Here is a 25,908-nt window from a genome sequence, read left to right as displayed (position 1 = left end):
CCTGTACTAATTGCCCGTGAGGCTTAACCATACAACACCCAAAGGGTTTTGATGGACTCGATTAAGAACGATTGAATGTGTAGAGAACGCATTAACAGCTTTCCAGATTATTTTGCCTTCAGTTTTTAGAAAAGCTGAAAGTAAAAACAAGAATTTTGCTTGGCGACCATAGCGATTTGGACCCACCTGATTTCCATTCCGAACTCAGAAGTGAAACGAATTAGCGCCGATGGTAGTGTGGGGTTTCCCCATGTGAGAGTAGGACATCGCCAGGCTTTGAACATTCATCTGTTTGAAGCGCTTAAGAGATAAGACTTTAAACAGAGACCGTGTGGAGCGGTAGTTCAGTTGGTTAGAATACCGGCCTGTCACGCCGGGGGTCGCGGGTTCGAGTCCCGTCCGCTCCGCCATTTATTAGAAACCCAGTCTTAGGACTGGGTTTTGTCGTTTCATCGGGAACAGAAGTCATCGTTTCACTATATTATCAATATGGATACGATGCGAATGTTCTTATCGTTGATCTCAAATGCAACTCCATTAGATAAACACTCTGTTGTTATCATACTCCATGCGAGTTGGTATCAACGTTATCTTCAAAAATAACGCTCAAACTTAACGATTCTTCCGATCCCACCATATTCACACGAATCAAAACCAATAGAACAAGCACGGAGTTGCTTGAGACAGAACGGATTCGCTAACCGCTGTTTCAGTAACTATGACGACATTGTTCATTGCATCTGCGTAGCTAGGCATCGATTTGCTGCGAACCAGAATCGAGCTATTTCACTTTGCTTTAGAGACTGGCCCAATTGATTACATCAATTAATGTCGTTGGTATGACTCTCTGAAAATTAAGCTAATGGGGATAAAAAACCGCTCTTTAAGAGCGGTTAGCCGGTTTAGGGGTAGTCACTAGCGTAATACTTTACTTAGGAAGGATTGTGTTCGTTCTTGTCGAGGTGCAGTAAATATTTGTTCTGGTGTACCACGTTCAACAATTTCTCCCCCATCAATGAATAGTACTCGGTCTGACACTTCACGAGCAAAGCCCATTTCGTGTGTCACAATGACCATGGTCATTCCCGCCTTCGCAAGAGACTTCATTACGTCGAGTACATCGCCGACCATTTCAGGATCAAGTGCCGATGTTGGTTCGTCAAATAGCATCAATTCTGGCTGCATGGCAAGCGCGCGAGCTATAGCAACGCGTTGTTTTTGCCCACCAGAGAGACTGGATGGGTATACATCGCATTTTTCCAATAGACCCACTTGAGTGAGTAACTCTTTTGCTTTATCAACCGCTTCGGACTGGCTCATGATGCCGAGTTTAACGGGGGCCATCGTGATATTTTGCAAAACGGTTTTATGAGGGAAAAGGTTAAAGTTCTGAAATACCATTCCAACGCGCTGACGAAGTTTATCGATATCAGCATTAGGTGCGGTAATGGCGTCATCATCGATAAAGACATCCCCTCCGGTCGGCTGTTCAAGAAGATTCAAACAACGTAAAAAGGTACTTTTGCCACTACCGGATGGCCCGATAATGCTAACGACCTCTCCCTGCTCGATGATCTCAGTAATGCCTTTGAGAACATGGTGCTCACCAAAGCTCTTTTGTAAGTTATGGACTCTAATCACTTTGTTGTAGCCTATATTCAAATTTGCTTAACAGAAAGGTAAAGGTGTAGGTCAGTAATAGATAAATAATGGCGCAAGTAAATAAAGGGGCGACATCTTCAAATGTACGGCTTCGAATGATTTCTCCTGCACGCATCAGGTCAACACCGCCAATAAAGCCAATTACAGCTGTTTCCTTCAGCAGAACGATAAACTCATTGCCTAAAGCGGGAAGAATGTTTTTAAGTGCTTGTGGGAATATCACCATTTGCATTGATTGGCTTTGTGATAAACCTAATGACCGAGCCGCTTCCATTTGGCCTTTATCGACTGCTTGAATTCCGGCGCGAATAATTTCAGAGATGTATGCACCGCTGTTGAGACCAAAAGCGATCACGGCTGCTGTAATTTTATCGACATCAAGTGACGCGAGGACAATAAAGTAGAGGATCACGAGCTGAACAACAACTGGGGTGCCACGGATCACACTAACATAAAGGTTCGCAGGCCAGCTTAGATACCATTTGCCAGACATTTTCATCAAGGTTGCGCAGATACCTAGGATGGAGCCGACAATCATGGCAAAGAAGGTGACCAACAGGGTGACTTTTAGCCCGTTGAGAATGAGGTAAATACCGACTAGGCCGTCATTACCAATAGGAGTAAATAGGGAATCAATAAGTGCTTGCATCAATACGGTGACTTCTTTTGAGGGCTTTCCATGACACCATCATGAAAAGCCCAGTGGGAATTACTTGATGTGTTTGTTTAGTAGTGCGTCAAAGTCACCGTTGGCTTTCATTTTAGCAAGTGAAGCATTAACTTGAGTCAGTAAATCTTTGTTTCCTTTTACCATTGCTAAACCATAGTACTCTGGATTAAAAGGCAAGCTTTGCAGCGTCAGATCCGGATTTTTCTTTAGCAAGTTTTTCGCGGGTTCTTTATCAAATAACATGAGGTCAACGCGGCCATTTTTGAGTTCCATCATGGCCTCGAAACCGGTGTTGAATGCCACCACATCCGCGCCTAGCTCTTTTGCCATGATATCGCCAGTTGTACCTAATTGAACCGACACTTTTTTGCCTTTGAGATCGTCGATGGCTTGAATTGAATTATTGCCATTCATTGTGACCACCACTTGAGTGGCTTCATAATACGGTTCAGAGAAATCAACGTTTGCTTGACGTTCAGGAGTAATGGTCATCCCCGCCGCAATCATATCAATGCGACCTGCATTTAACGCCACAATGAGAGAGTCAAAGGCCATATTTTCGACTTTGAGTGTTTTTCCGCTGTCTTTGGCAATTTGTGCCACGATGTCGATATCAAAGCCTTTAATTTCATCACCATTGGGACCACCCATATACTCAAATGGTGGAAATGCTGCATTTGTACCAACGACAAGAACATTTTCCTCTTCACCACAGCCAACGAGTGCTGCCAAAGAGAGTCCAACTACCGCAATGATTTTTTTCATAAGTCTATTCCTTTACATCTGCTTATGCCCAACGAACTGAAAATAGCGTTTATGCCATAGCACTAGTTATAACACGTTAAATTTCAAGTTATTTGGCGTTCAATCCTGTAAATCACTATAAGCAATTCACTGTTTGGTGTAAATAATAATTCACCAAATGTGATGCAATATTCAATTTTATTTGGTGGTTTATGTGCGGATTTTCAGATGAATGACGTTTGGATTAATTGAAAGTCGTGATGTTATTCCTGCTGAATATGCGTGACATTTATAAAGCTAGTGGCACGCCCTAGTAATGACCGCATTTACTAACGTGCTTGAAGGGGAATGTGCGCTAAATGAGCCTTCCGGCAGAATATTCACAAATCAATCAATGGCGGTAGGGGGGATAAATCGATTAATGCAGGACGTTTTTGATATTGGTTTATCATCGGCGTTGAAGGTAATGAACCCGATGGCACGACGGGCCAACTCCCCTGTTTTGGGACGCCAAATAAACGGATTAAGGCGAAGAAGCGATGCACATATCGGTCGGTCTCTTGTGGCAGTTTAAGCTCTGAAAACAGAGTGTTGCCGGCCTTATGTTGCGCTCGCCAAACGCGACCTTCGCCGGCGTTATAAGCAGCCAGCGTGAGCGCTAAGTTACGGTCAAATTTGTGATAGAGAAAATGAAGATAACGCAGCGCAGCTTCAGTGCTCACATAGGGGTCAAATCGCTGATCTTGCTCTTGATTTACAACTAAATCAAAGCGTCTCGCCGTTTCAGGGATCAATTGCCATAACCCGCCGGCTTTAGCTGGTGAAACAGCATCAACATTGAATGACGATTCAAGCATGGGTAGCAGTGCGAGTTGAGCGGGTAATTGATAATGTCTGAGTCGGCGTAAAATGTATTGGATTAGTGACTGATTTTCTGTGAGGCGTTGCTCTATTTGCGTTTGGTGGGGTAACAGCGTTGCGTATTGTTGTTCGATTTTTACCGCATTAGGCTGCGCGTATATCTGAGCACTCAACCCTAACGACAATGCGAAAAATAGCAGCGCTTGAGCGAACGGTATGTCTCTGAGAAAAATGCGCTGGCATGTCAGCATAAACAAACTCAGGCCAAGGCAGAGCTTGGACGCTCAGAGTGGCTCTTGGTAGGTGTCACTTCGTGGATGGAGCAGTGGCTCTACCAATTCATGAAAAGTGGCGCTGGTTTGGCCATTACGTTGGTTAGCCTCTTGGCAGTGTATTATGGCGCGCTCAAGCGCATGCCATTGCTGACGCGCTTTTAATTGCAGCGCCTCAGGTAGAGCCTTCATGATTCGCTCAACCCCCTGGGGAGTATTACCCACCCCCAGCTGCTGAAGAACGGTGCTACGCTGCTGCGCCGCTTGCTTTAACTGCGTTAGTAAAGGTTGCTGTTTGTCAAGATTATGCTCGAGCTCTGGCCCACTAAATTGTAAGTACAGAGTGTGTTGATCATGTTGCAACGTCAACAACTGCTGATATAGCGCGGTTTCTTGACTAACCGAGCGTAAGAATTGCTGAATGAGTTGAGATGCTGAAATGGCCATAGCTACCTTTGATCGTATGATTACTCATGGCCGGTATGATATTTCATTACCGCCTGGGCCAGTGCCGCCATGTTCAAGTCCAATTCGCCGCGTTGCAGCGCATTTTTAATGCTCTCTACTTTTGCCATATCGACATCGGGTAGCGTTTTAAGCTGTTGCTGAGCCTGCTCAAGTGCCGTCACATTCGCGTTAAGCTGGGGTTCTTGCGCTGGCTTACGAACGGGCGTTTCCAGTACAGGACGAGCCGTTTGTTTGAGTGAACTTTGCGGTACGTGACCGCCGGCAACTTTATCGATTTTCATTACGGGTACTCATTCGTCTCTGAAAGAGGGGCTTACTTTAAGAATGCGACCACAATAGCAACAAGATTAAATCGATGATGACGATTTTTGAGTCATTTATGTTTTATATGATGCTTGCGTCGTTAAGCGAGTTAATTGTGATAAAACTGCCAACTTGAGTCAAAAAATAGTGTGTTAAAAGCGCGTTTCTACGCGATCGCGTCCGCTCACCCAAGCTTTAATGATGGTGTTTGAACTGAGATTGCGCACTGAAATTTGCGCGCCGTGATGACCTTCCTCTAATGCTTCTCCTTTCATTGTTGCACTAAAATCCCCCTGCCGAGCAGTAATCACGACTTGGTTGCCCTTGGATACCAGCGGCACACGTTCAAGTTGATTTGCTAGCACCACCTGTCCTGGGCGCAATCGTCGCGTGGCGCGGAAATCTGCAAGTAATGTCAAATCAGTAAAAAATAGACTCCCTCGATTGAGGGTGCGCTTTTCCAATGCAACGTGAGTCAATGACAGTGTCTCATCGCGTTCTACAGTGGTTTTGACCACCGCGACAGGCAGCGTTAGGGTGCTGCGGATAGTGACATTAATGCGCCAGTTTTGGTTTGGGCTATCACATGAAATAGCACGCTTAAGGTAGCCAATTGGCAACGCGTGCTGATCTCGACCTGTTGAGGTCAATGGTACCGAGCAGCGAGGCAAATGATTGGCCGCCGTCGGCACGCGCACGTCAAAGTCCAATTGATAATCAGACCATTTCTGGGTAGCCGCGAGGGTTTGAACCTCGCGTTCAAACGATTGCTCGACCCATTGAGTCAGCGATTCAACCGAAAGCGTTTGTGCTTGAGCCTGGTCAAGTAACCCCAAAATTATGCCACCGACGCCAATCAAAAAGGATCGGCAGTATCGATGTTTCCTCTTCACTGTGAAGACTTCCGTTAGGCGGAAATTCATCTTCCATCCATGCATGTAAGTGATTGAAAAATAATCATATAAATATTGGCATGTTTCTTGTTGTTACTAGGCTTACCTTCGAAACGAATGGAAAGGAGAAACGCATGGCGATCACGTTTGATGATGCGCTCGGTATTCACCCAGACGCACTTAATTTTCGTGTCCAGCGTACCAAAGTCCTCGCCAGTAACCTAGCGAATGTTGACACTCCAGGGTATTTGGCGCGCGATTTGAGTTTTAACACTGTGATGAGCGGGCTGAATTCAGCCAGTGGTCATCAAAAACCAGAAATGCAGATTTCGGCACAATACGCTGTCCCTTATCAAAATAGCACGACAGGTAACACGGTTGAGCTGGGCGTAGAGCAAGCCAAATTTACCCAGAACAACATGGATTTTCAAACCAGCTTAACCTTTCTCAATATGAAGTTTAGTGGGTTGGCAAAAGCAATTGAAGGACGTTAATCGTGGCTTTCTCTGACATTTACTCGATAGCGGGTTCGGCAATGACGGCCCAAACGGTGCGTCTTAACACCGTGGCCAGTAACCTAGCCAACGCAGACGCAGTGGCTGCTAACCCAAACGATGCTTACAAAGCATTGAAACCGGTATTTGCAACGGTATACAGCAACGCACAACTAAGCCAAAGCGAGCAGCTTTACCCCAATGCCGAAGTGCGCATTGTTGACGTGGTTCAAGGACAAAATCAGGCGGAAAAACGGTTTGAGCCACATAACCCGCTTGCCGATGATGACGGCTATGTTTATTACCCTGGTATCGATGTGGTGTCTGAGATGGCCGATATGATGTCAGCTACTCGCGCGTTTGAAACCAACGTGGAAGTGATGGCTAACGTAAAAAGCATGCAGCAAGGGCTGCTGAAACTAGGACAAGGCAGCTAATGAGCATCGCACAATACACCGCATTAACCGCTGATTCACCCGTTAGCACGGTGAGCAATGAGGCTACGGTAGCCAGTAACCCGAATGACATGAACAGCTCATCGGCGCTACAAAATGAATTTATCACCTTGATGGTGGCGCAGATCCAAAATCAAGATCCGCTCAACCCGCTGGATGGCACAGAATACGTCAGCCAGCTGGCACAATTTTCTCAGGTACAGAGTATGGAAAACATGTCTGGCCTGATGCAAAACAGCATGGTGCTATTAGACAACATGCAAGTGCTCTCTACCGCAGGCTTGGTCGGTGAAACGGTTTATGTTGCCAGCGACAATTTTACTCTTGGCGACGACGTCCAACAGGGAAAAATTGAATTAAGCCATGCGTCAAATCAAGTCACGCTTGTGGTGAAAGACGCTTATGGTCAAACGACAGAAGTGCCTCTTGGCGCGCATGGCGCAGGTGACGTTGAATTTTCAATTAACCCAGAAGAGTTGGGGTTAAAACCGGGTGAATACACCGTCTCGGTCAAAGTTCAAGAAGGCCAAGCGGAGCCTAATATTCTGTTGGCTGGCAAAGTCGAGCAAGTTCGCATTCCTAGTACCGGCGGTTCCGCTTTGGTGAATGTCACCGGCGTTGGCAGTGTGCCTTTCTATCAAATTAGTCAGTTTGGCGCTTAAGTTAGCACCACTTAATCTCGAAAAATTTAGAGGAACATCATGAGCTTTAATATTGGTTTGAGTGGTCTACATGCGACCAACACAGAATTGAATACCATCAGCCACAACATTGCTAACGCATCGACCTTTGGTTTTAAAGGATCGCGTACCGAATTTTCTGCTGTGTACAACGGCGCGCAAGCCGGTGGCGTGGAAGTCGCGTCGATTTCGCAAAACTTTGACACCAATGGCTCTGTGACAGGCACCGGTCGTTCTATGGATTTGGCCATCAATGGTACGGGCTTTTTTGTCACCAAAGACAGCGCAGGTCAAATGGTGTACACCCGCTCTGGCGTGTTTGGTACTGACAGCAATAACCTGATTGTTTCGAACATGGGCACTAAGCTGCAAGGCTATAGCGTGGATGCCAATGGTAACTTGCTGACAGGTGCTGTGGGTGACATCAAAGTATCAACCTCATCTTTGGCGGCAAAAGCGACAGACCAGCTTGATTTCGTAGCCAATTTTGATGCCAGTGCTGATGTGATTGATTTGGATCCGACCACAGGAACCCCATTTGATCCCAACGACCCAAGCACATTTAACTCATCTTACACCTCAAAAGTGTATGACTCATTGGGCAACGCTCATACCGTAACGCAGTATTTCACCAAAACGGCCGCCAACGAATGGCAAGTCAATGTTCAAGTGGACGGTAGTCCAACTCCGGTCCAAACCCTGCCTGTGACATTTAATACCGACGGTACGTTGGCCTCGCCAACTGGGTCATTTAACGTGTCATTTCCTGCCGCTGGCGCTGAATCGATGAGCATTGATATCGATCTTGCGGGTAGCACGCAATTTGGTGCCACGTTTGGCGTGAGCACCAACAGCCCGAATGGTTACACCTCTGGTGAACTCTCAGGTGTGCGCGTTGAAGATAACGGTTTGGTTTATGCCACTTACACCAATGGTCAATCACAAGTTCAAGGACAAGTGGTGCTGGCTGATTTTGCTAACACTCAAGGCTTGACCAGTGTGAATGGCACGGCGTGGACCCAAAGCTTCGCCTCTGGTGCGCCAGTGATTGGCATACCAGGAACCGGTACATTGGGCGGTTTGACGCCAAGCGCGCTTGAAGGCTCCAACGTTGATTTGACGACTGAGCTTGTCAGCTTAATGACCGCGCAGCGTAACTACCAAGCCAACGCCAAAACCATTTCAACCAGCGACGAGCTCACTCAAGCGCTCTTTAACGCAATTTAAGGATTGGTCTGATGGACAGTTTACTGTTTACCGCCGCTTCTGGAGCCAGCCGCGTCTTGAAGGCGCAACATGTGCGTTCAAACAACTTGTCAAACGCTGATACTGCGGGCTTTCGCGCAGACATGGAACGAGTACAGAGCGTTGACATCCAAGGGGCTGGCTTTGATGGCCGAACGATGGCCGTGACCAACTCGGCAATGACGCGCTTTGATCCGGGCGCGGTCGTAAAAACCGGCCGAACGCTGGATGTCTCGATTTTGGGTGATGGCTTTTTCGGCGTGCAAACTCCGATTGGAAATGAAGCTTACACTCGCGCGGGCGGTTTCAAAATTGATCAAGCGGGTGCATTAACTGTAAACGGTTTTCCCGTCGTGGGCGATGACGGCGCGGCGATGATCATTCCAGAATATCAAAAGATTGAGATCAGTGAGCGTGGCGTTATCAGTGTGGTACCTCCTGGCGGTGGCGCGGAAATTCAGGTGGGTAATCTAAAGCTGGTGAATCCGCCGCTAAACCAAGTGCAAAAAGAGAGTGATGGTCTGTTTCATTCGCTAGATGGCGTGCCGTTTAACGCAGATCCGCAGATGCAAGTGGCGCCAGAACATTTAGAAGGCAGTAACGTTTCTGCGATTGATGAACTGGTCAGCGTGATGTCATTGACGCGCAATTTTGAGATGCAAGTGCGCATGATGAAAACGGCAGAGACCCTAGCTCAAGCGGGTAACAAATTAATGGCAGCGCGTTAAGCGTTGCTTCGTGGAGAATAAATTATGAACTCAGCTCTTTGGGTGAGTAAAACCGGTATGGCGGCGCAAGATACGAAGATGACCGCCATTTCCAACAACCTTGCCAACGTCAATACCGTTGGTTTTAAACGCGATCGCGTGGTGTTTGAAGACTTGTTCTACAGCATTCAACGTCAACCGGGCGCGCAAGTGGATGACATGAACCAATTGCCAAGTGGCGTGCAGCTTGGCAGCGGTGTTCGCGTTGTGGGAACACAAAAAGTCTTTACTCAAGGCAATACGCAAAATACCAGCCAAGAGTTGGATTTGGCAGTGATGGGCCAAGGCTTTTTCCAAATCGAAAACTCAGACGGTGAAATTGTGTATTCGCGTAATGGCCAATTTCATGTCAACGCTGAAGGCTTAATGGTCAACAGCCAAGGTCTGCCGTTAGAGCCACAAATCCAGATCCCTGAAAATGCGCTGTCAATTTCTGTTGGCGTGGATGGCAATGTCACAGCGACTACGCCCGGAGATGCGACGGCGCAGCAGTTGGGACAAATAACCCTCGCAAACTTCATCAATCCGGCAGGTTTAGAAGCGCTGGGTGGCAACCTATTTCGTGAGACAGAAGCCAGTGGCATGGCGCAGGAGCTGATTGCGGGTGAAGATGGCGCGGGAACCATCAAGCAAGGCGCGCTGGAAGGCTCTAACGTTGCCGTTGTTGAAGAGATGGTCGATATGATCACCACACAACGCGCCTACGAGATGAACGCAAAAGTCGTCTCTGCCGCGGATGAAATGCTGAAATTCGTTTCTCAGTCGATGTAATTTCTCCTGCTAAAAGGAACCCGAATATGGTGATGAACAAAAACGGTACTGCGCTCTATTGGCTGTTACCGCTACTTCTACTGAGTGGTTGCGCTGGACGGCAAGAGTTTGCGCCACCGAAACCACAAAGTGTGGAGTTTGCCCCGCCGCCTCTTGATTATTCACTGCCAGAGGCTAAGGACGGCAGTTTGTATCGTCACCAGTACGAAATGACGCTGTTTCAAGACCGACGCGCGTATCGTGTTGGCGATGTACTGACCGTGATGTTATCGGAAGAGACCGAATCGAGCAAAAAGGCGGATACCAGTTACAACAAAAATGCGGGCGTCGCATTTCTGGCCCCTGTTTTTGGCTCGCATACCGTGGATGCGGGAGTGTCGATTGACGCCGATCGTAACTTTGATGGCAGCGCTTCAAGCTCGCAAGGCAACAAACTGCAAGGCGCGATCACGGTCACCGTGCATGAAGTGATGCCAAACGGCGTACTGCGCATCAGTGGTGAAAAATGGCTTCGCCTCAATCAAGGCGATGAATTTATTCGCTTAACGGGCATCGTTCGTGTTGATGATATAAATCGCAATAACGAAGTCTCCTCGCTGCGAATTGGCGATGCCAAAATCACCTATGCTGGCCGAGGTGCGTTGGCTGATAGCAACGCGTCAGGCTGGCTGACTCAGTTTTTCAATTCACCATGGATGCCATTTTGATGAGTTTTATTCGTAAGGTGATGGCCGCGATGGTGCTGAGCATCAGTCTCAGTCCAGTTGCGTTAGCCAATGCAACGACACCGATCATGGACTTGGTGGATATTCAAGGCATTCGCCAGAACCAATTGGTCGGTTATGGCTTGGTGGTGGGGCTTGATGGTCAGGGTGATAAAAACCAAGTCAAATTTACCTCACAATCGATTACTAACATGCTGCGCCAGTTTGGCTTGCAGCTGGACGCAAACGCCGATCCAAAATTAAAGAACGTCGCTTCGGTGAGCGTGACGGCGGTGGTTGATCCGCATGCCGCGCCTGGCCAACAAATCGATATCGTTGTGTCATCAATTGGCGATGCGAAAAGTTTACGTGGTGGCACCTTATTGTTAACGCCGCTGCGCGGGATTGATGGTGAAGTCTACGCGGTGGCTCAAGGCAACGTGGTTGTTGGTGGCATGACTGCCGAAGGTCGTAGCGGCTCAAAAACCACCGTGAATACGCCCACCTCGGGCCGCATTCCGAATGGCGCGACGATGGAACGTGAGATCCCATCGGATTTTAACGACAAAGATAAAATCACTCTAAACTTGCGCAAAGCTAGCTTTACTACCGCGAAAAATATTGCGCGTGAAATCAATGATACTTTTGGCCCAGACGTGGCGATTGCAATCAACAACGCGCGAGTTGAAATGCGAGCGCCTTTAGATACTCAGCAGCGCGTTATCATGCTTTCGATGCTTGAGGAAATGAGTGTTGAGCAAGGTCGAAAACCGGCGCGAGTGGTGTTTAACTCGCGCACGGGAACCATTGTTATTGGCCAAAACGTGCAAGTCGGTGAAGCGGCGGTCAGTCATGGCAGTCTCACAGTGACGATTGCCGAGAGTCAGCAAGTCAGCCAACCCAATCCGTTTGGCGATGGCGAGACGGTGACGGTTGACCAAACCGCAATCGACGTGGATCAAGGGGAAGCGCAAATGGTGATTTGGCCTGCGGGAACCAACCTCAGTACCATAGTGAATGCGGTCAATAGCTTAGGCGCAACGCCAATCGATTTAATGTCAATTTTGCAAGCATTGCATGAAGCAGGGGCCTTGGACGCAGAGCTGGTGGTGATTTAATGAATTTTGATGGCATGAAAGAGACGGCGCAATGGAACAGTGTGCTTTACCACGACAACAGTGCGCTTGGAAAAATCAAACACAGTCGCGATGAGCAAGGTGCGCTTGAGCAGGTGGCGGGCCAATTTGAAGCCATGTTTTTGCAGTTGGTGCTGAGACAAATGCGCGCCAGTAGCGATGCCTTAGCGGATGAAGACAGCCCTTTTTCAAGTCAGCAGTTTGGCGTGTTTCGCGATATGCACGATGGCCAGTTGGCAATTGAAATGGCCCAAAATCAGCAAGCTGGCATTGCCGATATGCTGGTGCGGCAATTGTCACCACGTCCATTGGGTGAGGCGTTTAACGAAACCTTGCACGCCCGTCCACAGAACAAGATTGATGCCGTGCCGCTTGTGGCGGCGAACGAAGCAACCCTCAGTGCAGAACTGGAAGCCAGATCACAAGTTGCCTTGAGTGCTAGCGCAGGGATGGCGTCGACGATTAATCTTTCGAATCATTTGGTCGCCTCGTTAAATCAACCATGCAACAGTGTTGCCACCAGCAGCGCCTTCGCGCAATCACTACTACGCCCACAGGAGCTGTAAATGAGCTTGATAAATATTGCGATGTCGGGACTGAACGCTAACAGCGTCGCCCTGAACGTGACAGCTCAAAACGTCGCCAACATAAACACCCCAGGTTACAGTCGTCAGCAGGCCGTGATGGCATCAGTGGCCGGTTCTGTGGGTAACTCACTCAGCGCCGGGATGGGTGTGGAAGTGACCAGCATTCGACGCATTACCGATGGTTTTGTGGTGAAGCAGGTCTGGTCAACCAACAGTAGTGCAGCGTTTGCTTCCAGTTTTCACACCAGCATGAGTCAGTTAGAAAATACGCTCAGTGCCGATGGTTTGAATTTGTCGTCAGGTCTTGATTCTCTGTTTGCGGCGCTAAATGAGGCAACAACCAAGCCAGAATCCCAACCTCTGCGTCAGCAAGTGATCAATGAAGCCGAAGCGTTAGCGCGTCGTTTCAACGCGTTAAACGATGCAATGCATAGTCAGCATAAAGACATGCACGATCAGCGCAACGCCTCGATTGCTCACGGCAATAGCTTGCTGAGCAATATTGCCGATATCAATAGTCAGCTAATGGCGGTGCAAGGCACCGGCGGAAGCGCGGCGCAGCTGCTTGATACGCGAGATGCCTTGATTGGTGAGTTGGCCATGGTGGTCGATATTCGAACCACTGAGCAACCTGATGGCTCATTGCAAGTGACACTCGCCAGTGGTCAGCCATTGGTAATGGGCGGTGAGGCCGGACAATTGAAAGCCGTTACTCATTCGAATGATGCCTATATGGCCGATATTCATGTTGAGTTTGGTCCGCAAAGTTTTGCCGTCAGCAGTAATGTTGGTGGTGGCTTGGGCGCAATCAGCCAATACCAGACGGAAGTGCTCAAACCCAACCAAGTGGCGATAAACGATATGGCCAAAGGGCTCGCTGACGAGGTGAATGCAGTGCTTGCCACTGGCATTGATTTGAATGGCAACCCCGGCGCGCCATTGTTTACCTACGACCCATCAAATCCCGCCAACAGCTTAACCATTACCGATGTAACGGCCGATGATTTGGCGTTCTCCAGTGATGGCAATGAAGGCAATAGCGATGTGCTTAAGGCGTTGATCGAATTGAGCAATAAACCAATGGCGATCACCGGTTATGGCAATGTTTCGCTCAACGATGCATTTACCTCTATGGTCGGTGATGTTGCGATCAAATCGCGTCAGGCTGCGGCAGATTTTGAAGCCAATAGTGCAATGAATAAAGACGCCATTACACAAAGAAACAATCTGAGTGCGGTGAGTAGCGATGAAGAGGCGGGTAATTTGATGGTGTTTGCCAACGCCCACAATGCCAATATGAAAGTGATCAGTACGGCGAATGAGCTGTTTGATTCCGTACTGCAACTGTTTTGATCTGATTAAGTGATTTTTTGGAGTAATAATGCGAATTAGCGACAACCAATTTAGCCAAATGATGCTGTCGAGCTTGCAGGTCAATAACGCCGGTTTGGGAACCGTATTGCAGCAAATGTCGACAGGCGATCGTCTGACAAAGTTATCGGATGATCCAATGGCCTCAATTAAGCTATTGAATCTCGAGCGAGAAAGCGCAGCGATTGGCCAGTATCAAACCAATATTGCGAATTTGAATACCACATTATCGAGCCAAGAAGTGCATCTGGACTCCATCAATGAAACCCTAGTCAGTATGCGTGAGCTGGTGTTGTGGGGCTCAAATGGCACTTTGACGGACGACGATCGTCAAGGCATGATTGCTGAGCTTGAAGTGATGCGTGATTCGATTGCCGCGTCAATGAACGCGCAAGACGAAGAGGGCCATTATCTGTTTTCGGGCACCAACTCTGGCGCGCCTGCGATCAATAATGCCTCAGGCTCTTATGTGATTGAAGGCAACTCGGACAAACGCGTGGTGGTGATTTCGAAAGGGGTCACAATGGAGTCAAATATGACGGCGTCAGAGCTGATGGATTTGGGCGGCGGCGATAACGTGCTGAATCAAATTGACAGCATGATCGCGGAGTTTAAGAACCCGACGACAGATTTTGACAATCAAGTTGCCGCGACATTGTCGGCGATTGATGGCACCAGCAGTAATGTTCTTGGCGCGATGACCGAAATTGGTGGTCGAATTAATAACCTTGAGCAGATGGCCAGTACCCACAGCGAAAACAAACTTTTTGTTGATAAAGTGAATAGTGATATTTCAGCGCTCGACTACGGCGAGGCGTCGGTACGTTTGAGTAACTATTTAGCTGCGCTACAAGCAACCCAAGCAAGCTACGTGAAAATCAATGATCTTAGCCTCTTTGATCGCATTTAAAGGACCCGTGTTATGGTAATGAGCACAGTCGAAGTTCGTGCTCAGGGGCTGCGCTTAGCCAGTCATGAGCAGACGGCTATCGCGCCGTCACGCTCGTCGAACTCGAGTCCCATTGTTGCGCTAAAACCGCGCGCACAACACGCCGACACTATGTCGGCGTATTCTGTGACGACCATGCGTTTGGCGCAAGGTCAGCAGCATGCCACCTCAGTCCAAATTGCTGCGCAATCGTTGCAACAAGTGGGTAAAGAACTCAGTAAAATGAAATCGCAACTGAGTCAGGCATTGTCGGTGGGCGTCGCCCAAATGCCTCAGCTTAAAGAGCAGCTCGGTAAGGGCAAGCAGACGATTGAACAGACGCTGCAACAGGCTCGTTATGAAGGCAAGCGAGTGGTCGACAACGAACTTCGCGTTAAGCTTGATACCGCTGATATTCGCCGCTTTGCTGTGCCCGGTCTTAATATTCATCGTTTAAGTGAACGCGCCGAGCAGATCCGTCTTGATTTTCCTCAAGGACAATCGGTCATGATCCAATTTGATGGTCAATCCGATGGAATGAAAACGCTGAAAATGCTGGACCGCAGCTTGATCCCGATGGGCATGCGCGCCAGTTTAGGTGAGGATGGGGCGATTTTGTTTGAAGCGCAAGAGAGCGCTTATCGTCAAATGCAGCAAAAAGTGCAGGTGACGGGACAAGGGCATCGTTTTCCTGCCGGCCAACCCAACACTTTGCTGTTAAAACCCGATCCTGAAGGTATTGCGGAGCTTAATTTTGATTTAAGCCATCGCGATGGCATCAAGCAGTCGATTGGTAAGCTCAACAAGCACTTACAACAAGTGCACACCAGCTTGTATGACGCGCGTCAGTTTCAGCAATCCTTGAATCAGGAAATGACTGGCCTTGCTTCCTCGCGTTTAACACCGGATTCGGTCAATCAGCAACTTGAGCAGTGGCAGACAAATTCAGAACAGTTCAGTTTCGCGTTTCGCGCTCTCAATGCGCAGGCGAATGTCAAACGGCACAGCGTGGTCGCGCTGCTAAAATAAGCTCACGCCAAGCGTGATTAACTACTTTATATGACAGATAAAAAGCGCGTGGATTAACGCGCTTTTTTGTGCGCTGGCGCTGCGCGTAATACGGCTAAACCAAGAAGAAATAATAGAGAAAGCAGACAAACGCAAGCAAGGTTGCCGATAAAATCGGGTAGATAATGTAGGTATCTTGCTGCGCGGTACGATGAAAGCAGATAACGCTGAGCAGCAGATTGTAGATCAGCAATAGCGCGCTGATTAGGGTGCCGCCGCTGAGGTGCAGATCCGGCAGCAGCAACAGAAACAGGCCTAATAATGGATAGTCGACAACGACCAACCAGAGTAGGCATTTTTTGATTAAGTCTGGGTGGGCACGGGTTACTTTAGACATGGGCACTCACGACAAGCCAAGAAAACAGTTGATACCGCGCGAATGCGGTATTGTTCACGCAAAGCGTGATTACATTGCGCGTTCGACAGGCGTCGTTTCGATCGCCACGCTCGGTGGCGCGCTGTCTGAATCAGTTGGTAGTTTGTGGTGAATGCGTTGCCGATAGACGGGCTGGTTGAAGGTTGCTGTCTCTTTTGCCTTCTCGAGCTCACTGTGGTCATTTTGGCCAAACAGTGAACTGATGATGTCAGCGGCAGGCGTTGTCAGCACAAACAGCTCAATCCGTCGGTTTTCCGATGATTCGGGATCGGCGTGATTGAGCAGCGCGCGATCCGACATACCACTGACTTGCAGCACGCGTGACTCTGGCATGCTACCGGCGACCAGTGTCTGGCGAGCTTGATTGGCGCGATTGACCGACAGCTCCCAGTTGGATTTGGTGCTAAACGCTTGTTTATATTGTGTGGCATCAGTGTGGCCGCTGATGATCAGTGGGTTTTCAATTTGGCTGAATACGGGCGCCAATGCGAGCAACAGATCTTCAAAAAATGGGGTAAGTTCGGCCCCACCGCGGTGAAACATGTGCTGCTTGTAGTCATCTTGCAGCACAATACGTAAGCCTTGTGGCGTGACAGTCACGTCGACATTGCCTTGTGCATTGATTTGCTTAGCCATCTCTTCGACAATTTTAGCCAGCGCCGCAAGTTGCTCTTGCGTTTCAAAGCGACCCAAAATGAGTGAGTCGGTCTCGGTGCCACTGCCATTGCCTTGATAAAACGCGCTCACAATATGAGTGGTTGGGCTTTGACTTGGCACCGAGGAGTCGGCAGCCAAGTCAATCGGAGTAATGCTACTTGAGGCATCAAAAGGAGTGCCAAAACTTTTGTCAAACACGCTGGCGCTGTGCAGGTTTGCCATGATGGCTTTGCGCTCTTCTTTGTCGACCACTTGCAACACCCAAAGCACCAAAAAGAGCGCCATGAGTGCGATCATGAAATCTGCAAAAGCCACTTTCCAGGCGCCGCCATGGTGTTCATCGTGCGATTTAGATTTAGCACGCTTGAAAACCACGTGTTCTTGTTTTTGCATTATCCCTCCTGTTCAGTCAGCCATTGCTCCATTTGGTTAAAGGTGGGCTTAATGTCTAACTGAATGTGTTTACGACCAGCATCGATAGCAAGCAGTGTCGGTTTTTTTGCAACGTAAGCGACCAATGTCGCACGCACGCATTCATAAGCTGACATATCGCGTTTCACACGCTGCGACATGGCGTTACTTGCAGGGTCAAGGACGCAGTAGCAGCCAAAAATCCCCAAGAAGGTGCCAACCAGTGCGGCAGCAACATGATAACCAATCATGGCAATCGAGCCATCGATCGCGCTCATTGTGATGATGATGCCACCGACCGCCGCAAGAATACCAAAACCTGGCAGTGCCTCTGCTGTGCGTTGCAACGAGCGAGAGGGGAGTAGCAAATCGGTTTCGATAGCGTCAATTTCTTGCTCGAGCAGCCCTTCTAATTCATGAGGCGACATTTGTCCCATTGCCATTAAGCGCAAATTGTCAGAAATGAAGGCCACTAGGCGATAATCTTGTGCAACGAGGGGATATCGGCTAAAAATCGCACTTTCGCTCGGGTTTTCAATATGTGCGTCTAGCGTTTTGAAGCCGCCGTTGCGAATGGCTTCAAGGAGCGATTGCAATAGAGCCATCAATTCAAGATAAAACTCGCGTTCGTTTTGCGGTTTGCGCATCACGCCGCGCAGTTGAGAGCGCATTTCTTTGAGAACATGGGAGGGGTTGCCAATGATCAGCGAACCGACAGCAGCGCCGATGATGATGATAAATTCAGCGGGTTGCCAAATCGCGCCGAGTTTACCACCCGCCATCATATACCCACCAAACACGCCGCCGAGAATAATGAAGAGGCCAAGTAATTTTTGCATGAGTGATTCCTAAGAGGTGAGGTAAAGGTTGAGTTGTTTGAGCGCTTGCTTGTGCAATTGGCAGATCCGTGCCGGCGTTAAATCGAGCACCAGCGCAATTTCGTGTAAATTCAACTCGTGTTGATAAAACAGGGTCAGCAGCAGTTGGTCGCGTTGGTTGAGATGATGCAATGCACTCTCTAAGCTCATTCGCAGCTCGTCGTGTGATAGGCCGCTCGCGTCATCATCAATCGCAGAGTCCGGCTCGGTACCGCTTTCAATCAGCTGATCCAAACTTTGCATTTCCCCCGCCAGTGAAGCATTGAGTCTGGCGTAGTAGTCTTGCTCTGTGGTGCCTAATGCGCGGATCAGCTCACCATCGGTGGGGGTACGTCCAAGAGCGCGAGTGAGATCGCGCGTCACATCATTGAGCTGATGAGCCTCTTGGCGGGTTTTGCGTGAGCGCCAGTCGAGGCGGCGCAGTTCATCCAAAATCGCCCCACGAATGCGACAGACAGCAAATGCTGGGAACTGTGGATCATCGATATTGCCGTAGCGACGCCCGGCTTCGATCAAACCAATCAGCCCAATTTGCTGCATATCTTCAATACTGCAATGGGTGGTGGCATGGACGCGCAGCTGATTCACAATTCGCTTGACCAAAATTTGATGCTGTTGCAGCAGTTGCTGCTCATTGATAGGCTCGCCCCGCTGTGGTGCGACTTCAGCCTCGCTGTAGCCAGCGTGAAAAGCCATATCCATCATAGCCGCTCCTTTACTGCACGACGTATTTTGTTAGCAGAACATCGTCAATATCGTTGGCGAATGTTGTACGTTCAAACACCCCAAGTAAGGTGTTTTTAACCTCTTGCTGCAGCTCTTCAACCGCCCCTTGCTGCTGCAGTTGACGATAATGTTTGTCGGCAAATAGGCGTAGCAGTGCGTTTTGTACCTTGGGCATGTAGTTATCGAGTGATTCGATGCGTTCAGGGCTGCGAGTTTCCACCGCCAATTCAAGCATCACAAAGTGCGTCTGTTTATCCCCTTTGATGGAGAGCACGACTTTCTCCAATGGATGGAAATGTGGGCCAGTGTGCTGCTCGTTACTTTTGCTGCCGAATAGCGCACTAACATCAAACCAAGATGCTTGGTTTGCGTCCACATTGCTTGGCGTTTGCTGAGTCTGCTTTAAGTACCACACGCCAGCCATCATGGTGCCGACGGAAATGAGTGCACTGCACAGCAGTACGATTGCAGTGAAACCAACCAATTGTTTTTTTGTCATCGGTGATACCTTACTAAAAAGTTATGACTTATCTCTTTCTACTTGAAGTTGCAGCGTTATTGGCTGGCTCTGACAAACCTCATCACATAGTTTATCTATGTTCACGAAGTGCTCAGAGGCTTTGTTCGTTTGCCGCCTACCTGTATCTTCACGTTGTTTGGGTATATCTCTGTTCTGCTTTGCATCTCAAGCCTGTATGTTGAGCCAGTGCTCTGAGGTGATATCGGTGTAGATGGCGTCATCGTCGAGTTCACGAGCGGTGTGAATGTGCTGCGCGGTCTGTTGTGATGGCGATTGTTGTGAAGAGTCACGCTCACCACCGACATTGACATCCACATGGACAAAGTGCTCTGATTGCAATTCACTGCGCAGTCGCTCCGACACTTGAGCCAGTGCTTCTCTTGTGGCCGCCACGTTGGCATTTAATTGCACGTTAAGACGGTCTCCTTCCACTCGCACAATTAAATCCAGCTTACCCAAATCGGGCGGATCCAAACGAATGCGTGCCTCTTGCAGGTTTTGCTGTGCTTGAAGGCTCACTTTATCGTGCAGCGCTTGCAGCATTTGTTCGCCCCAACGACCTGCGTTGCTATCCACTTTAACCGGTGCCCATTCAACGGGGCGTGTCAGAGCGCTATCTATTGTGCTCTGAGGCGAATTGACCCCATCGGCCCATCCGCGAATCAGGCTTTGTGGCATGGCAGCATCACTTGACTGTGGGCTCGTAAGCGCTATCGCTTGGGTTAGGTTGGTTAAGTGAGAAAGTGTATTTTCTCCCCCTTGTTGACGTGGCGCCGAATCACGGTGCATTGGTGTTAACGGCATCAATGTCGCGTCACCCGGCTTTACCATTTGGGACATGGTTGGATTGAGTCCACGTGCGATCAGATCTTTTTGAGTAATGCTATCTGCGCCACGAAGCGCTGGGTTTGCACCGAACTGGGTGGTCAATGCATCCAACGTCGAAGCGGCTCGTGCTAAATCCGAGGGGCTTTTTACTAAGGCATCAATCGCATTGGCGTTTTGCAATGACGGCAGCGCTGACATGCCAGCGGTAGCAAACCCGAGTAAGTTCTCAGACGTCTCCTCGAAAGGAATCCCCTGTTCTAGGTTTAATCCGTTTGATAACGTGACGTCTTGATGATTTTCTGCCGTTGACTGAAGTTGTGATGACGCTTCACCAAAACCGAGGCTTTCCTTACTGTCATGCTCATTGGTCGATATTGTCAGTGTGGATTCTTTCGTGCGAGGCTGCGCCGCAGATTGAAGCGTCAAGGTCGGCATCACCATAGTGACTCCATACTATCTGTCATTTGATAAGCCTTTGCTCGCTCTTGCTGACTTTGGCGAGCTTCAAGTTCAAGTTTCATGGTGCTAAGGGCGGCAGCCAATTGCTGCTGCGCGCGTTGCAGTGTGGCACGCAATGTCGCGATATCTTGGCGTAACGCGACATCGTTAAGACACTGCGGGTGCTGCGTGAGTAATTTTCGCACGTGACCATCCAGCGTTTTCAACGTCGACCACTGCTTCGCCGTCGCCGCAAGTTCAATCTCGCGGCTGAGTCTCACGATGAGAGGCTGTAATGGATTAGGGTTGCTGACCAAAATTCATCCATCCTTCGCGAATGTTGCTCATGACCCGCTCAACATTGGTTAATTTGTCAACGTCATTGGCAAGACTGGCTTGATAAAGCTCCATTTGGCAAAAATCGTACAATTGGTGAAGATTTTCAGCCACTTCGCCGCCATGTTCTTGATCGAGCGCGCTGTCTAAGCCAATCAAAATATTCATCGATTTGGCGATACTGGTGCCTTTTTGCTCCAGTCGGCCGGCACTCATATGGCCACGTGTGCGCTCAAGTTCATTGAGCAAGCCATCAATCAACATCACCACCAATTGATGAGGGGATGCCGCAGCGGCTTGAGCGTCTAGGTCGACTTGTTGGTACGAGTCATAACCGGATTCTAAAAACATAAAAGAACTCCTAACCAAACATCGACATGGTTTGGTTCATCTGGGTCATGATTTGGTTCATGGCCGTAAATTGTTTGAGATAGCGGTCGTAAGACATGTCGTATTTACGATCCAACTGAGCCAGTTTGTCGTCGATACGGTCAATGTTGCTTTGTAGCGAATCTTTGCGCGTACCCAATAGACCTGAGCCCGTTTTGAGGTAAGGCTCCATCATGTCATCGAGCGAGTCGAGCAGATTGCCATCACCATTGAAGAGGTTTTCTAGCGCCGCACCGTTGGTTTTTTGTGCCTCATTAAATTTGTCTTCATCGAGGGCTAATTTGCCGTTTTTATCAATCGACAGGCCCACTTCCGTTAACATCATGCCATCAAATTGTGAGCGTAAAATGTTGCTCATTTGACTCTCAATCGTGCGTAAAGTGGCGTCCCCTGCGAGCACGCCGCGTTCGGTACCGTCTTCGCCACCCCCGACTTTGGTGTACTCGTCAAACGTTGATATGAGCGAGTTGTAGGCGTCAATGAACTTGGTTAGCTGCTCTTTGGTCGCTTCGCTATCTGGACCAATGGTGAGGCTAATGGGCGCTTCATCGGCGGCTTGCGCTTTGCTGACCGTGATATCAACGCCATCAATCACGCCTTCAAAGGTATTGCTGGCGTTTTCCAATCTAAGGCCGGTGTCTTTGGCACCCACCCAAATCACCGCATCTTGCGGCTTGCTAATATCAGAGGTCTGTCCTTCAGCAAACGCGTTGTTAAACCAATTGGCATTGGCGCCGGTCGCGGTCGCGGTGACTGTGATGGCATTATCCGTTCCAGTTTCGGTACTGGATAACATGAAATGGGTTTGGCCATTAGAGCGAACCAACGTCGCATTCACGCCTGGGTTGGTGCTGTCATTATTAATTGTGGTGGCAAGTTCTGCGATGGTGGCTTTGCCGTCGCCATTTTCGTCAACCTTGCTGAGATCAATCACCATCTCTTCACCACCGTTGCCGTTTTCGTCAGCGCCGATCGTTAATTTGAGCTCACCCGTGGTTGGAATTTCGGTTGAGGCGGTGAGATCGGCTGGCATTCCCGTCGACATTTGATGCGCCGTGGCCACTTGCTCAACAAAAATCTGATAGCTACCGCCCAGCGCCTTGCCATCGGTGTCCGCAGTAAAGAACCCGTCTTCTGAGGTCGTTGCGCTGTTTTTGATGATGTTGTTGCCGTAACTGTTCATCTCCGTCACTGCGGTACGAAACGCGCGCATCGCGGACTCGACTTTGCTAAGCGCATTAATTTTGGCTTGATAGCTGTCCGATTGACTCTGATAACGTAATTGAAATGGTTGGACATCATAGGTGGCCAATTGGGTGGCCATAGTAATCGGGTCTAGTGAACTCACGGCTCAGCTCCTGTTGCGTGCGTAACCTGCTAGCGGAGAATCTTGCAAAAAACGCTCCACAAAAAAAGTTGTTATTTATCAGTTAATTGATGCAAAAACATGCCAATAGCGGAAATGATGCTTCCCAAGGCGGCGTTTCCGTATTCCTTAATGGGATGCCCGGTTCATTGATGAACGTTGGCGAGCGATTGGCTTCTAACATCAAGTGGTTCGAATACACCGATATAATGCGACGCAAAGTGCAGGAAAGTTAAAGGCAGGAAAATGAAAAGCGCCTGAAAACAGGCGCTAAAGCAAAGGGATGGTACGAAGATCACGCCATTAATACGGGCTTGGATCGTCATTCACCGCAAGCGCTGGCAGAATTTGGTAGCGCAGGATGTCAGCAAGACGTGAAAAATCAAACGCTTCACGAGCGGTGCGGATCTCCGCGAGCTGTTCGAGCACCGTCTGCTGCTGATGTTGCACTTCATAAAGTTTGCTGTACAAAGCGATACATCGCACCAATAACATGTCACCGGTGATGTGGTCACCATAGCTGTACACGGTCGCGGCTTGGCGAAATAGCGTGGCAAGAGAATCAGTTTGCATTGGCTTGCTCCACTAAGTTGTCGTGATTTGGGGCCTGATTTGTCAGCTCATCCCGATAACGCGCACCAAGAATTTTTGACCCCATACGGCTCCAGTTATAAAACTCAGTGTTGGGTGCGTAAGCAATGATTGTTTCGACCCCGGTGGCGAACATGCGGTAAGTTGGCGAGCTTTTTATCAGCTCACCATGGCCGTTTTCGGTCCAAACACCCATCGCGCTATTATGATCATTCGCATCGTTTTCCATAGAGGCATGGATAATTTCATTCGGAAAACCAAAATCACAGCCAATAAGGCCAATGCGTTTTGCGCCTTGCATCAAAGTGGTGTGGATCATCGGGTGGATCACCGAGCCATAAACATAAGGACGAAACTGAGTCGGTAGCTGCTTATTAAATCGGTCGTAAGTTTCATCCGCCAGATGCAGATAATATTTTTCGCCATGCCACAATTTAATGTGATCATGAGGTAAACGACTGGCCGCGATTAAAATGGTATTGGCGGCAATATGAAATGGTATATAGGATGTAGGAATCGCAAAATCAATCGCGTAGACCACATCCGGCTTGATGCCATTTTCTAATAGGCATTTGCATGCGGTCGCCGCAGCAATCAAACGTGGGCGATTGGGCGACAGATATACTGCTTTGAGTTCTTCAATGTGCTCACCAAGTGATGGGCCCGCGCCAATACAGATGGCATCATCAACGCGGTACTGTAAAAAGCGATCGATGGAGGGCAGCTTTTTCAATAATGGTGTATTTTCTTGTTCGCGAAGAATAAATTTATCTTCATCATCAAGTTGATTGCGATGCACATGCTGCATGGTGAGAGTGTTTTCCATGCGGAAAAACAGCCACTGATGCGTCTGTTTTGAAATGAATTTATCACTTGGAAGGATCACCGAACCCTGGTAAGTCAGTGCCGCGGTCATTTTATTGATGTTGCTGTTTTTTTCATCAACCAAGCGTAATGTAACTCGATCATCATTCAACCAATCAAGCGGCACTAGCGATAAGACCAGTTTTACTAGTGGTAGGTTGTAGAGATAAATCGCAATGCTTTGGCAGTGGCGGTCTTGTGTCAGTAGTGCGGGCAGATGCCCAAGACCCAGCCCCCAAATATGGTAATCATTTCCTGAGGTTAAACTGCGATGTTCAAAGGCTTCTTCAATCGGGTCAAAGGTGCTAGAGAGCTGAATGCCGTTGACTTTTAACGTTGCGGCGCGCTCTTGTATCACTTCAAAGTTGAGCGGGGTAATGTCAGCGGCATCAATCGCGTCAGCAACGCTAGGCCAGCGCGCGGTAATCAGTTCAAAATTGGATTGATAAATCGGGGTCATAACGTACCGTGAGTATAAAAAGAACCCCATCGAGTGATGGGGTTAGTTTGGCATGGATTAGCGTAGTAGCGACATTGCCATGCTTGGTAGCTGGTTGGTTTGCGACAGTACCGTGGTACCCGCTTGCATCAGCATTTGGTTTTTGGTCATGTTTGATGACTCAACGGCAAAGTCTGCATCCATGATACGGCCTTTTGCCGCTTGGGTATTTTCAGACATGTTGCCAAGGTTGGTGATAGTGTGTTCAAGGCGGTTGATGTTTGCACCGAGTTCTGAGCGCGCAGCACCGATGTTAGCCAATAGGCCACCATCACCGCTCGTTCCAGTTAATGCAGCTAAGGCCGCACTTGCGCCGCCTCCAGTAGCGATAGAACCTAAAGCACTCGCGGTAAGTGCACTTGTCATGGCGCTAATAGCTGATGCAACATCAATGGTGAGCTGATCGCCTGCGTTAGTACCGATTTGAATATTTACGTCACCAGAGAATCCATCGCCAGCTGCCAAGAGTTTTTTACCGCCGAAGCTGGTTGAATCAACAATGTTTCGTAGTTCAGCTCCAAGCTGTGTGTATTCTTCGTTCATCGCTGTACGATCTGCAGTTGATGCGGTGTCGTTTGATGCTTGAAGCGCCAAATCTTTCATGCGATAAACGATGTTGGTCATTTCGTCCATCGCGCCTTCTGCGCTTTGCATCATAGAGATGCCGTCTTGCGCGTTACGCATTGCTACGCTCATGCCGCGGCTTTGCGCGTCAAGGCGGTTTGCGATTTGTAGGCCTGCAGCGTCATCTGCCGCTGAGTTGATGCGGTAACCGGTGCTTAGACGCTCCATCGCAGTATTTAGTAGGCCACTTGTTTGGTTGATTGTGTTTTGAGTCACAAGTGACGCGTAGTTCGTGTGCATTGATAAAGCCATCGTAAGTCTCCTTGGTTAACTGTCGGTCAGGCTTCGGGTTGCCCCGTTCAATTTCAATAGGCGGACAGACTCA

31 protein-coding genes, 1 tRNA gene and 1 rRNA gene are annotated in these 25,908 nt (G+C 48.8%); 14 read left to right on the top strand and 19 right to left on the bottom strand.

The annotated features are described in order from the left end of the window. The first annotated feature begins 158 nt into the window (after positions 1–158). Together rrf and HGP28_RS12655 are read left to right on the top strand one after the other, a co-directional pair. Positions 159–275: ribosomal RNA gene (gene rrf, locus HGP28_RS12660) — 5S ribosomal RNA — on the top strand. A gap of 58 nt (positions 276–333) precedes the next feature. After that, positions 334–410, top strand: a tRNA-Asp gene (locus HGP28_RS12655). Positions 411–915: 505 nt separating this feature from the next. On the opposite strand, the gene HGP28_RS12650 is transcribed toward HGP28_RS12655, so the two are convergent. The 7 genes from HGP28_RS12650 to flgA all read right to left on the bottom strand — a co-directional run bounded on the left by HGP28_RS12650 (position 916) and on the right by flgA (position 5,816). After that, positions 916–1,641 (bottom strand): ATP-binding cassette domain-containing protein, encoded by a 726-nt coding sequence (locus HGP28_RS12650; protein ID WP_168836831.1) that lies wholly within the window; start codon positions 1,639–1,641, stop codon positions 916–918. Then, the gene (locus tag HGP28_RS12645) at positions 1,634–2,311 is read right to left on the bottom strand and encodes an amino acid ABC transporter permease (protein WP_211091979.1); all 678 of its coding nucleotides are present in this window, start codon (positions 2,309–2,311) and stop codon (positions 1,634–1,636) included. Before HGP28_RS12645 ends, HGP28_RS12650 begins: the two co-directional genes overlap by 8 nt. 60 nt (positions 2,312–2,371) lie before the next feature. Then, positions 2,372–3,097 carry a basic amino acid ABC transporter substrate-binding protein gene (locus HGP28_RS12640; RefSeq protein WP_168836829.1) on the bottom strand — a complete coding sequence of 242 codons (726 nt, stop codon included), beginning with the start codon at positions 3,095–3,097 and terminating at the stop codon, positions 2,372–2,374. Between the two features lie 359 nt (positions 3,098–3,456). After that, the gene (locus tag HGP28_RS12635) at positions 3,457–4,188 is read right to left on the bottom strand and encodes a lytic transglycosylase domain-containing protein (protein WP_168836828.1); all 732 of its coding nucleotides are present in this window, start codon (positions 4,186–4,188) and stop codon (positions 3,457–3,459) included. Positions 4,189–4,221: 33 nt separating this feature from the next. Next, entirely contained in the window at positions 4,222–4,656 is a 435-nt protein-coding gene (gene flgN / locus HGP28_RS12630; protein ID WP_168836827.1) for a flagellar export chaperone FlgN, read from the bottom strand. A 20-nt stretch (positions 4,657–4,676) separates the two neighbouring features. After that, on the bottom strand, positions 4,677–4,958 hold the full coding sequence (gene flgM, locus HGP28_RS12625) for a flagellar biosynthesis anti-sigma factor FlgM (RefSeq protein WP_168836826.1): 282 nt from the start codon (positions 4,956–4,958) through the stop codon (positions 4,677–4,679). A gap of 174 nt (positions 4,959–5,132) precedes the next feature. After that, a complete protein-coding gene (gene flgA, locus HGP28_RS12620; protein WP_168836825.1) occupies positions 5,133–5,816 on the bottom strand; it encodes a flagellar basal body P-ring formation chaperone FlgA in 684 nt (227 codons plus the stop codon). Positions 5,817–6,007: 191 nt separating this feature from the next. Here flgA and flgB point away from each other — a divergent pair, with 191 nt between their 5' ends. The 12 genes from flgB to HGP28_RS12560 are packed head-to-tail and all read left to right on the top strand — an operon-like array spanning position 6,008 to position 16,040. Continuing rightward, positions 6,008–6,367 carry a flagellar basal body rod protein FlgB gene (flgB, locus tag HGP28_RS12615; protein WP_168836824.1) on the top strand — a complete coding sequence of 120 codons (360 nt, stop codon included), beginning with the start codon at positions 6,008–6,010 and terminating at the stop codon, positions 6,365–6,367. 2 nt (positions 6,368–6,369) lie between these two features. Next, positions 6,370–6,804, top strand: coding sequence for a flagellar basal body rod protein FlgC (gene flgC / locus HGP28_RS12610; RefSeq protein ID WP_168836823.1), 435 nt, complete (start codon positions 6,370–6,372; stop codon positions 6,802–6,804). After that, entirely contained in the window at positions 6,804–7,484 is a 681-nt protein-coding gene (gene flgD / locus HGP28_RS12605; RefSeq protein WP_168836822.1) for a flagellar hook assembly protein FlgD, read from the top strand. Before flgC ends, flgD begins: the two co-directional genes overlap by 1 nt. A 39-nt stretch (positions 7,485–7,523) precedes the next feature. Continuing rightward, positions 7,524–8,729 (top strand): flagellar hook protein FlgE, encoded by a 1,206-nt coding sequence (gene flgE, locus HGP28_RS12600; protein ID WP_168836821.1) that lies wholly within the window; start codon positions 7,524–7,526, stop codon positions 8,727–8,729. Positions 8,730–8,740: 11 nt separating this feature from the next. Then, the gene (locus HGP28_RS12595; protein WP_168836820.1) at positions 8,741–9,475 is read left to right on the top strand and encodes a flagellar basal body rod protein FlgF; all 735 of its coding nucleotides are present in this window, start codon (positions 8,741–8,743) and stop codon (positions 9,473–9,475) included. Positions 9,476–9,499: 24 nt separating this feature from the next. After that, positions 9,500–10,285 carry a flagellar basal-body rod protein FlgG gene (gene flgG, locus HGP28_RS12590; protein WP_168836819.1) on the top strand — a complete coding sequence of 262 codons (786 nt, stop codon included), beginning with the start codon at positions 9,500–9,502 and terminating at the stop codon, positions 10,283–10,285. Positions 10,286–10,311: 26 nt separating this feature from the next. Next, the gene (gene flgH / locus HGP28_RS12585) at positions 10,312–10,992 is read left to right on the top strand and encodes a flagellar basal body L-ring protein FlgH (RefSeq protein WP_246225702.1); all 681 of its coding nucleotides are present in this window, start codon (positions 10,312–10,314) and stop codon (positions 10,990–10,992) included. Between the two features lie 20 nt (positions 10,993–11,012). Beyond that, positions 11,013–12,107, top strand: a complete 1,095-nt coding sequence (locus HGP28_RS12580) for a flagellar basal body P-ring protein FlgI (RefSeq protein WP_211091988.1) — start codon at positions 11,013–11,015, stop codon at positions 12,105–12,107. Next, on the top strand, positions 12,107–12,691 hold the full coding sequence (locus HGP28_RS12575) for a rod-binding protein (RefSeq protein ID WP_168836817.1): 585 nt from the start codon (positions 12,107–12,109) through the stop codon (positions 12,689–12,691). Before HGP28_RS12580 ends, HGP28_RS12575 begins: the two co-directional genes overlap by 1 nt. Beyond that, complete coding sequence (gene flgK, locus HGP28_RS12570; RefSeq protein ID WP_168836816.1) at positions 12,692–14,065, top strand: flagellar hook-associated protein FlgK; 1,374 nt, start codon at positions 12,692–12,694, stop codon at positions 14,063–14,065. 28 nt (positions 14,066–14,093) lie between these two features. Further along, a complete protein-coding gene (gene flgL / locus HGP28_RS12565) occupies positions 14,094–14,993 on the top strand; it encodes a flagellar hook-associated protein FlgL (protein WP_168836815.1) in 900 nt (299 codons plus the stop codon). A gap of 12 nt (positions 14,994–15,005) precedes the next feature. Further along, a complete protein-coding gene (locus tag HGP28_RS12560; protein WP_168836814.1) occupies positions 15,006–16,040 on the top strand; it encodes a flagellin in 1,035 nt (344 codons plus the stop codon). Between the two features lie 94 nt (positions 16,041–16,134). On the opposite strand, the gene HGP28_RS12555 is transcribed toward HGP28_RS12560, so the two are convergent. The 12 genes from HGP28_RS12555 to lafA all read right to left on the bottom strand — a co-directional run bounded on the left by HGP28_RS12555 (position 16,135) and on the right by lafA (position 25,835). Next, positions 16,135–16,416 (bottom strand): hypothetical protein, encoded by a 282-nt coding sequence (locus HGP28_RS12555; RefSeq protein WP_168836813.1) that lies wholly within the window; start codon positions 16,414–16,416, stop codon positions 16,135–16,137. A gap of 69 nt (positions 16,417–16,485) precedes the next feature. Further along, positions 16,486–17,505 carry a flagellar motor protein MotB gene (locus HGP28_RS12550; RefSeq protein WP_168836812.1) on the bottom strand — a complete coding sequence of 340 codons (1,020 nt, stop codon included), beginning with the start codon at positions 17,503–17,505 and terminating at the stop codon, positions 16,486–16,488. Beyond that, on the bottom strand, positions 17,505–18,362 hold the full coding sequence (gene motA / locus HGP28_RS12545; protein ID WP_168836811.1) for a flagellar motor stator protein MotA: 858 nt from the start codon (positions 18,360–18,362) through the stop codon (positions 17,505–17,507). Before motA ends, HGP28_RS12550 begins: the two co-directional genes overlap by 1 nt. A gap of 9 nt (positions 18,363–18,371) precedes the next feature. Continuing rightward, positions 18,372–19,106: a FliA/WhiG family RNA polymerase sigma factor gene (locus tag HGP28_RS12540; RefSeq protein ID WP_168836810.1), complete on the bottom strand. Its 735-nt coding sequence runs from the start codon at positions 19,104–19,106 to the stop codon at positions 18,372–18,374. A gap of 10 nt (positions 19,107–19,116) precedes the next feature. Next, positions 19,117–19,626 (bottom strand): flagellar basal body-associated FliL family protein, encoded by a 510-nt coding sequence (locus HGP28_RS12535; RefSeq protein ID WP_168836809.1) that lies wholly within the window; start codon positions 19,624–19,626, stop codon positions 19,117–19,119. Between the two features lie 186 nt (positions 19,627–19,812). Then, complete coding sequence (locus HGP28_RS12530; RefSeq protein ID WP_246225701.1) at positions 19,813–20,916, bottom strand: flagellar hook-length control protein FliK; 1,104 nt, start codon at positions 20,914–20,916, stop codon at positions 19,813–19,815. Beyond that, positions 20,910–21,230, bottom strand: a complete 321-nt coding sequence (locus HGP28_RS12525; RefSeq protein WP_168836808.1) for a hypothetical protein — start codon at positions 21,228–21,230, stop codon at positions 20,910–20,912. Before HGP28_RS12525 ends, HGP28_RS12530 begins: the two co-directional genes overlap by 7 nt. After that, positions 21,214–21,600 (bottom strand): flagellar export chaperone FliS, encoded by a 387-nt coding sequence (fliS, locus tag HGP28_RS12520; protein ID WP_168836807.1) that lies wholly within the window; start codon positions 21,598–21,600, stop codon positions 21,214–21,216. Before fliS ends, HGP28_RS12525 begins: the two co-directional genes overlap by 17 nt. 10 nt (positions 21,601–21,610) lie before the next feature. Next, positions 21,611–22,987 carry a flagellar filament capping protein FliD gene (fliD, locus tag HGP28_RS12515; protein WP_168836806.1) on the bottom strand — a complete coding sequence of 459 codons (1,377 nt, stop codon included), beginning with the start codon at positions 22,985–22,987 and terminating at the stop codon, positions 21,611–21,613. A gap of 321 nt (positions 22,988–23,308) precedes the next feature. After that, entirely contained in the window at positions 23,309–23,578 is a 270-nt protein-coding gene (locus HGP28_RS12510) for a hypothetical protein (protein ID WP_168836805.1), read from the bottom strand. Beyond that, on the bottom strand, positions 23,568–24,920 hold the full coding sequence (locus HGP28_RS12505) for a 6-hydroxymethylpterin diphosphokinase MptE-like protein (protein ID WP_168836804.1): 1,353 nt from the start codon (positions 24,918–24,920) through the stop codon (positions 23,568–23,570). The genes HGP28_RS12510 and HGP28_RS12505 overlap by 11 nt, the downstream gene beginning before the upstream one ends. A 57-nt stretch (positions 24,921–24,977) precedes the next feature. Further along, on the bottom strand, positions 24,978–25,835 hold the full coding sequence (gene lafA / locus HGP28_RS12500) for a lateral flagellin LafA (RefSeq protein WP_168836803.1): 858 nt from the start codon (positions 25,833–25,835) through the stop codon (positions 24,978–24,980). Positions 25,836–25,908: the final 73 nt, after the last annotated feature.

It is taken from the genome of Vibrio agarilyticus (assembly GCF_012641465.1).
GTDB classification, from domain to species: Bacteria; Pseudomonadota; Gammaproteobacteria; order Enterobacterales; family Vibrionaceae; genus Vibrio; species Vibrio agarilyticus.
Note: the sequence above shows the minus strand (reverse complement) of the source record. Positions and strands in the feature narration are given on the sequence as shown.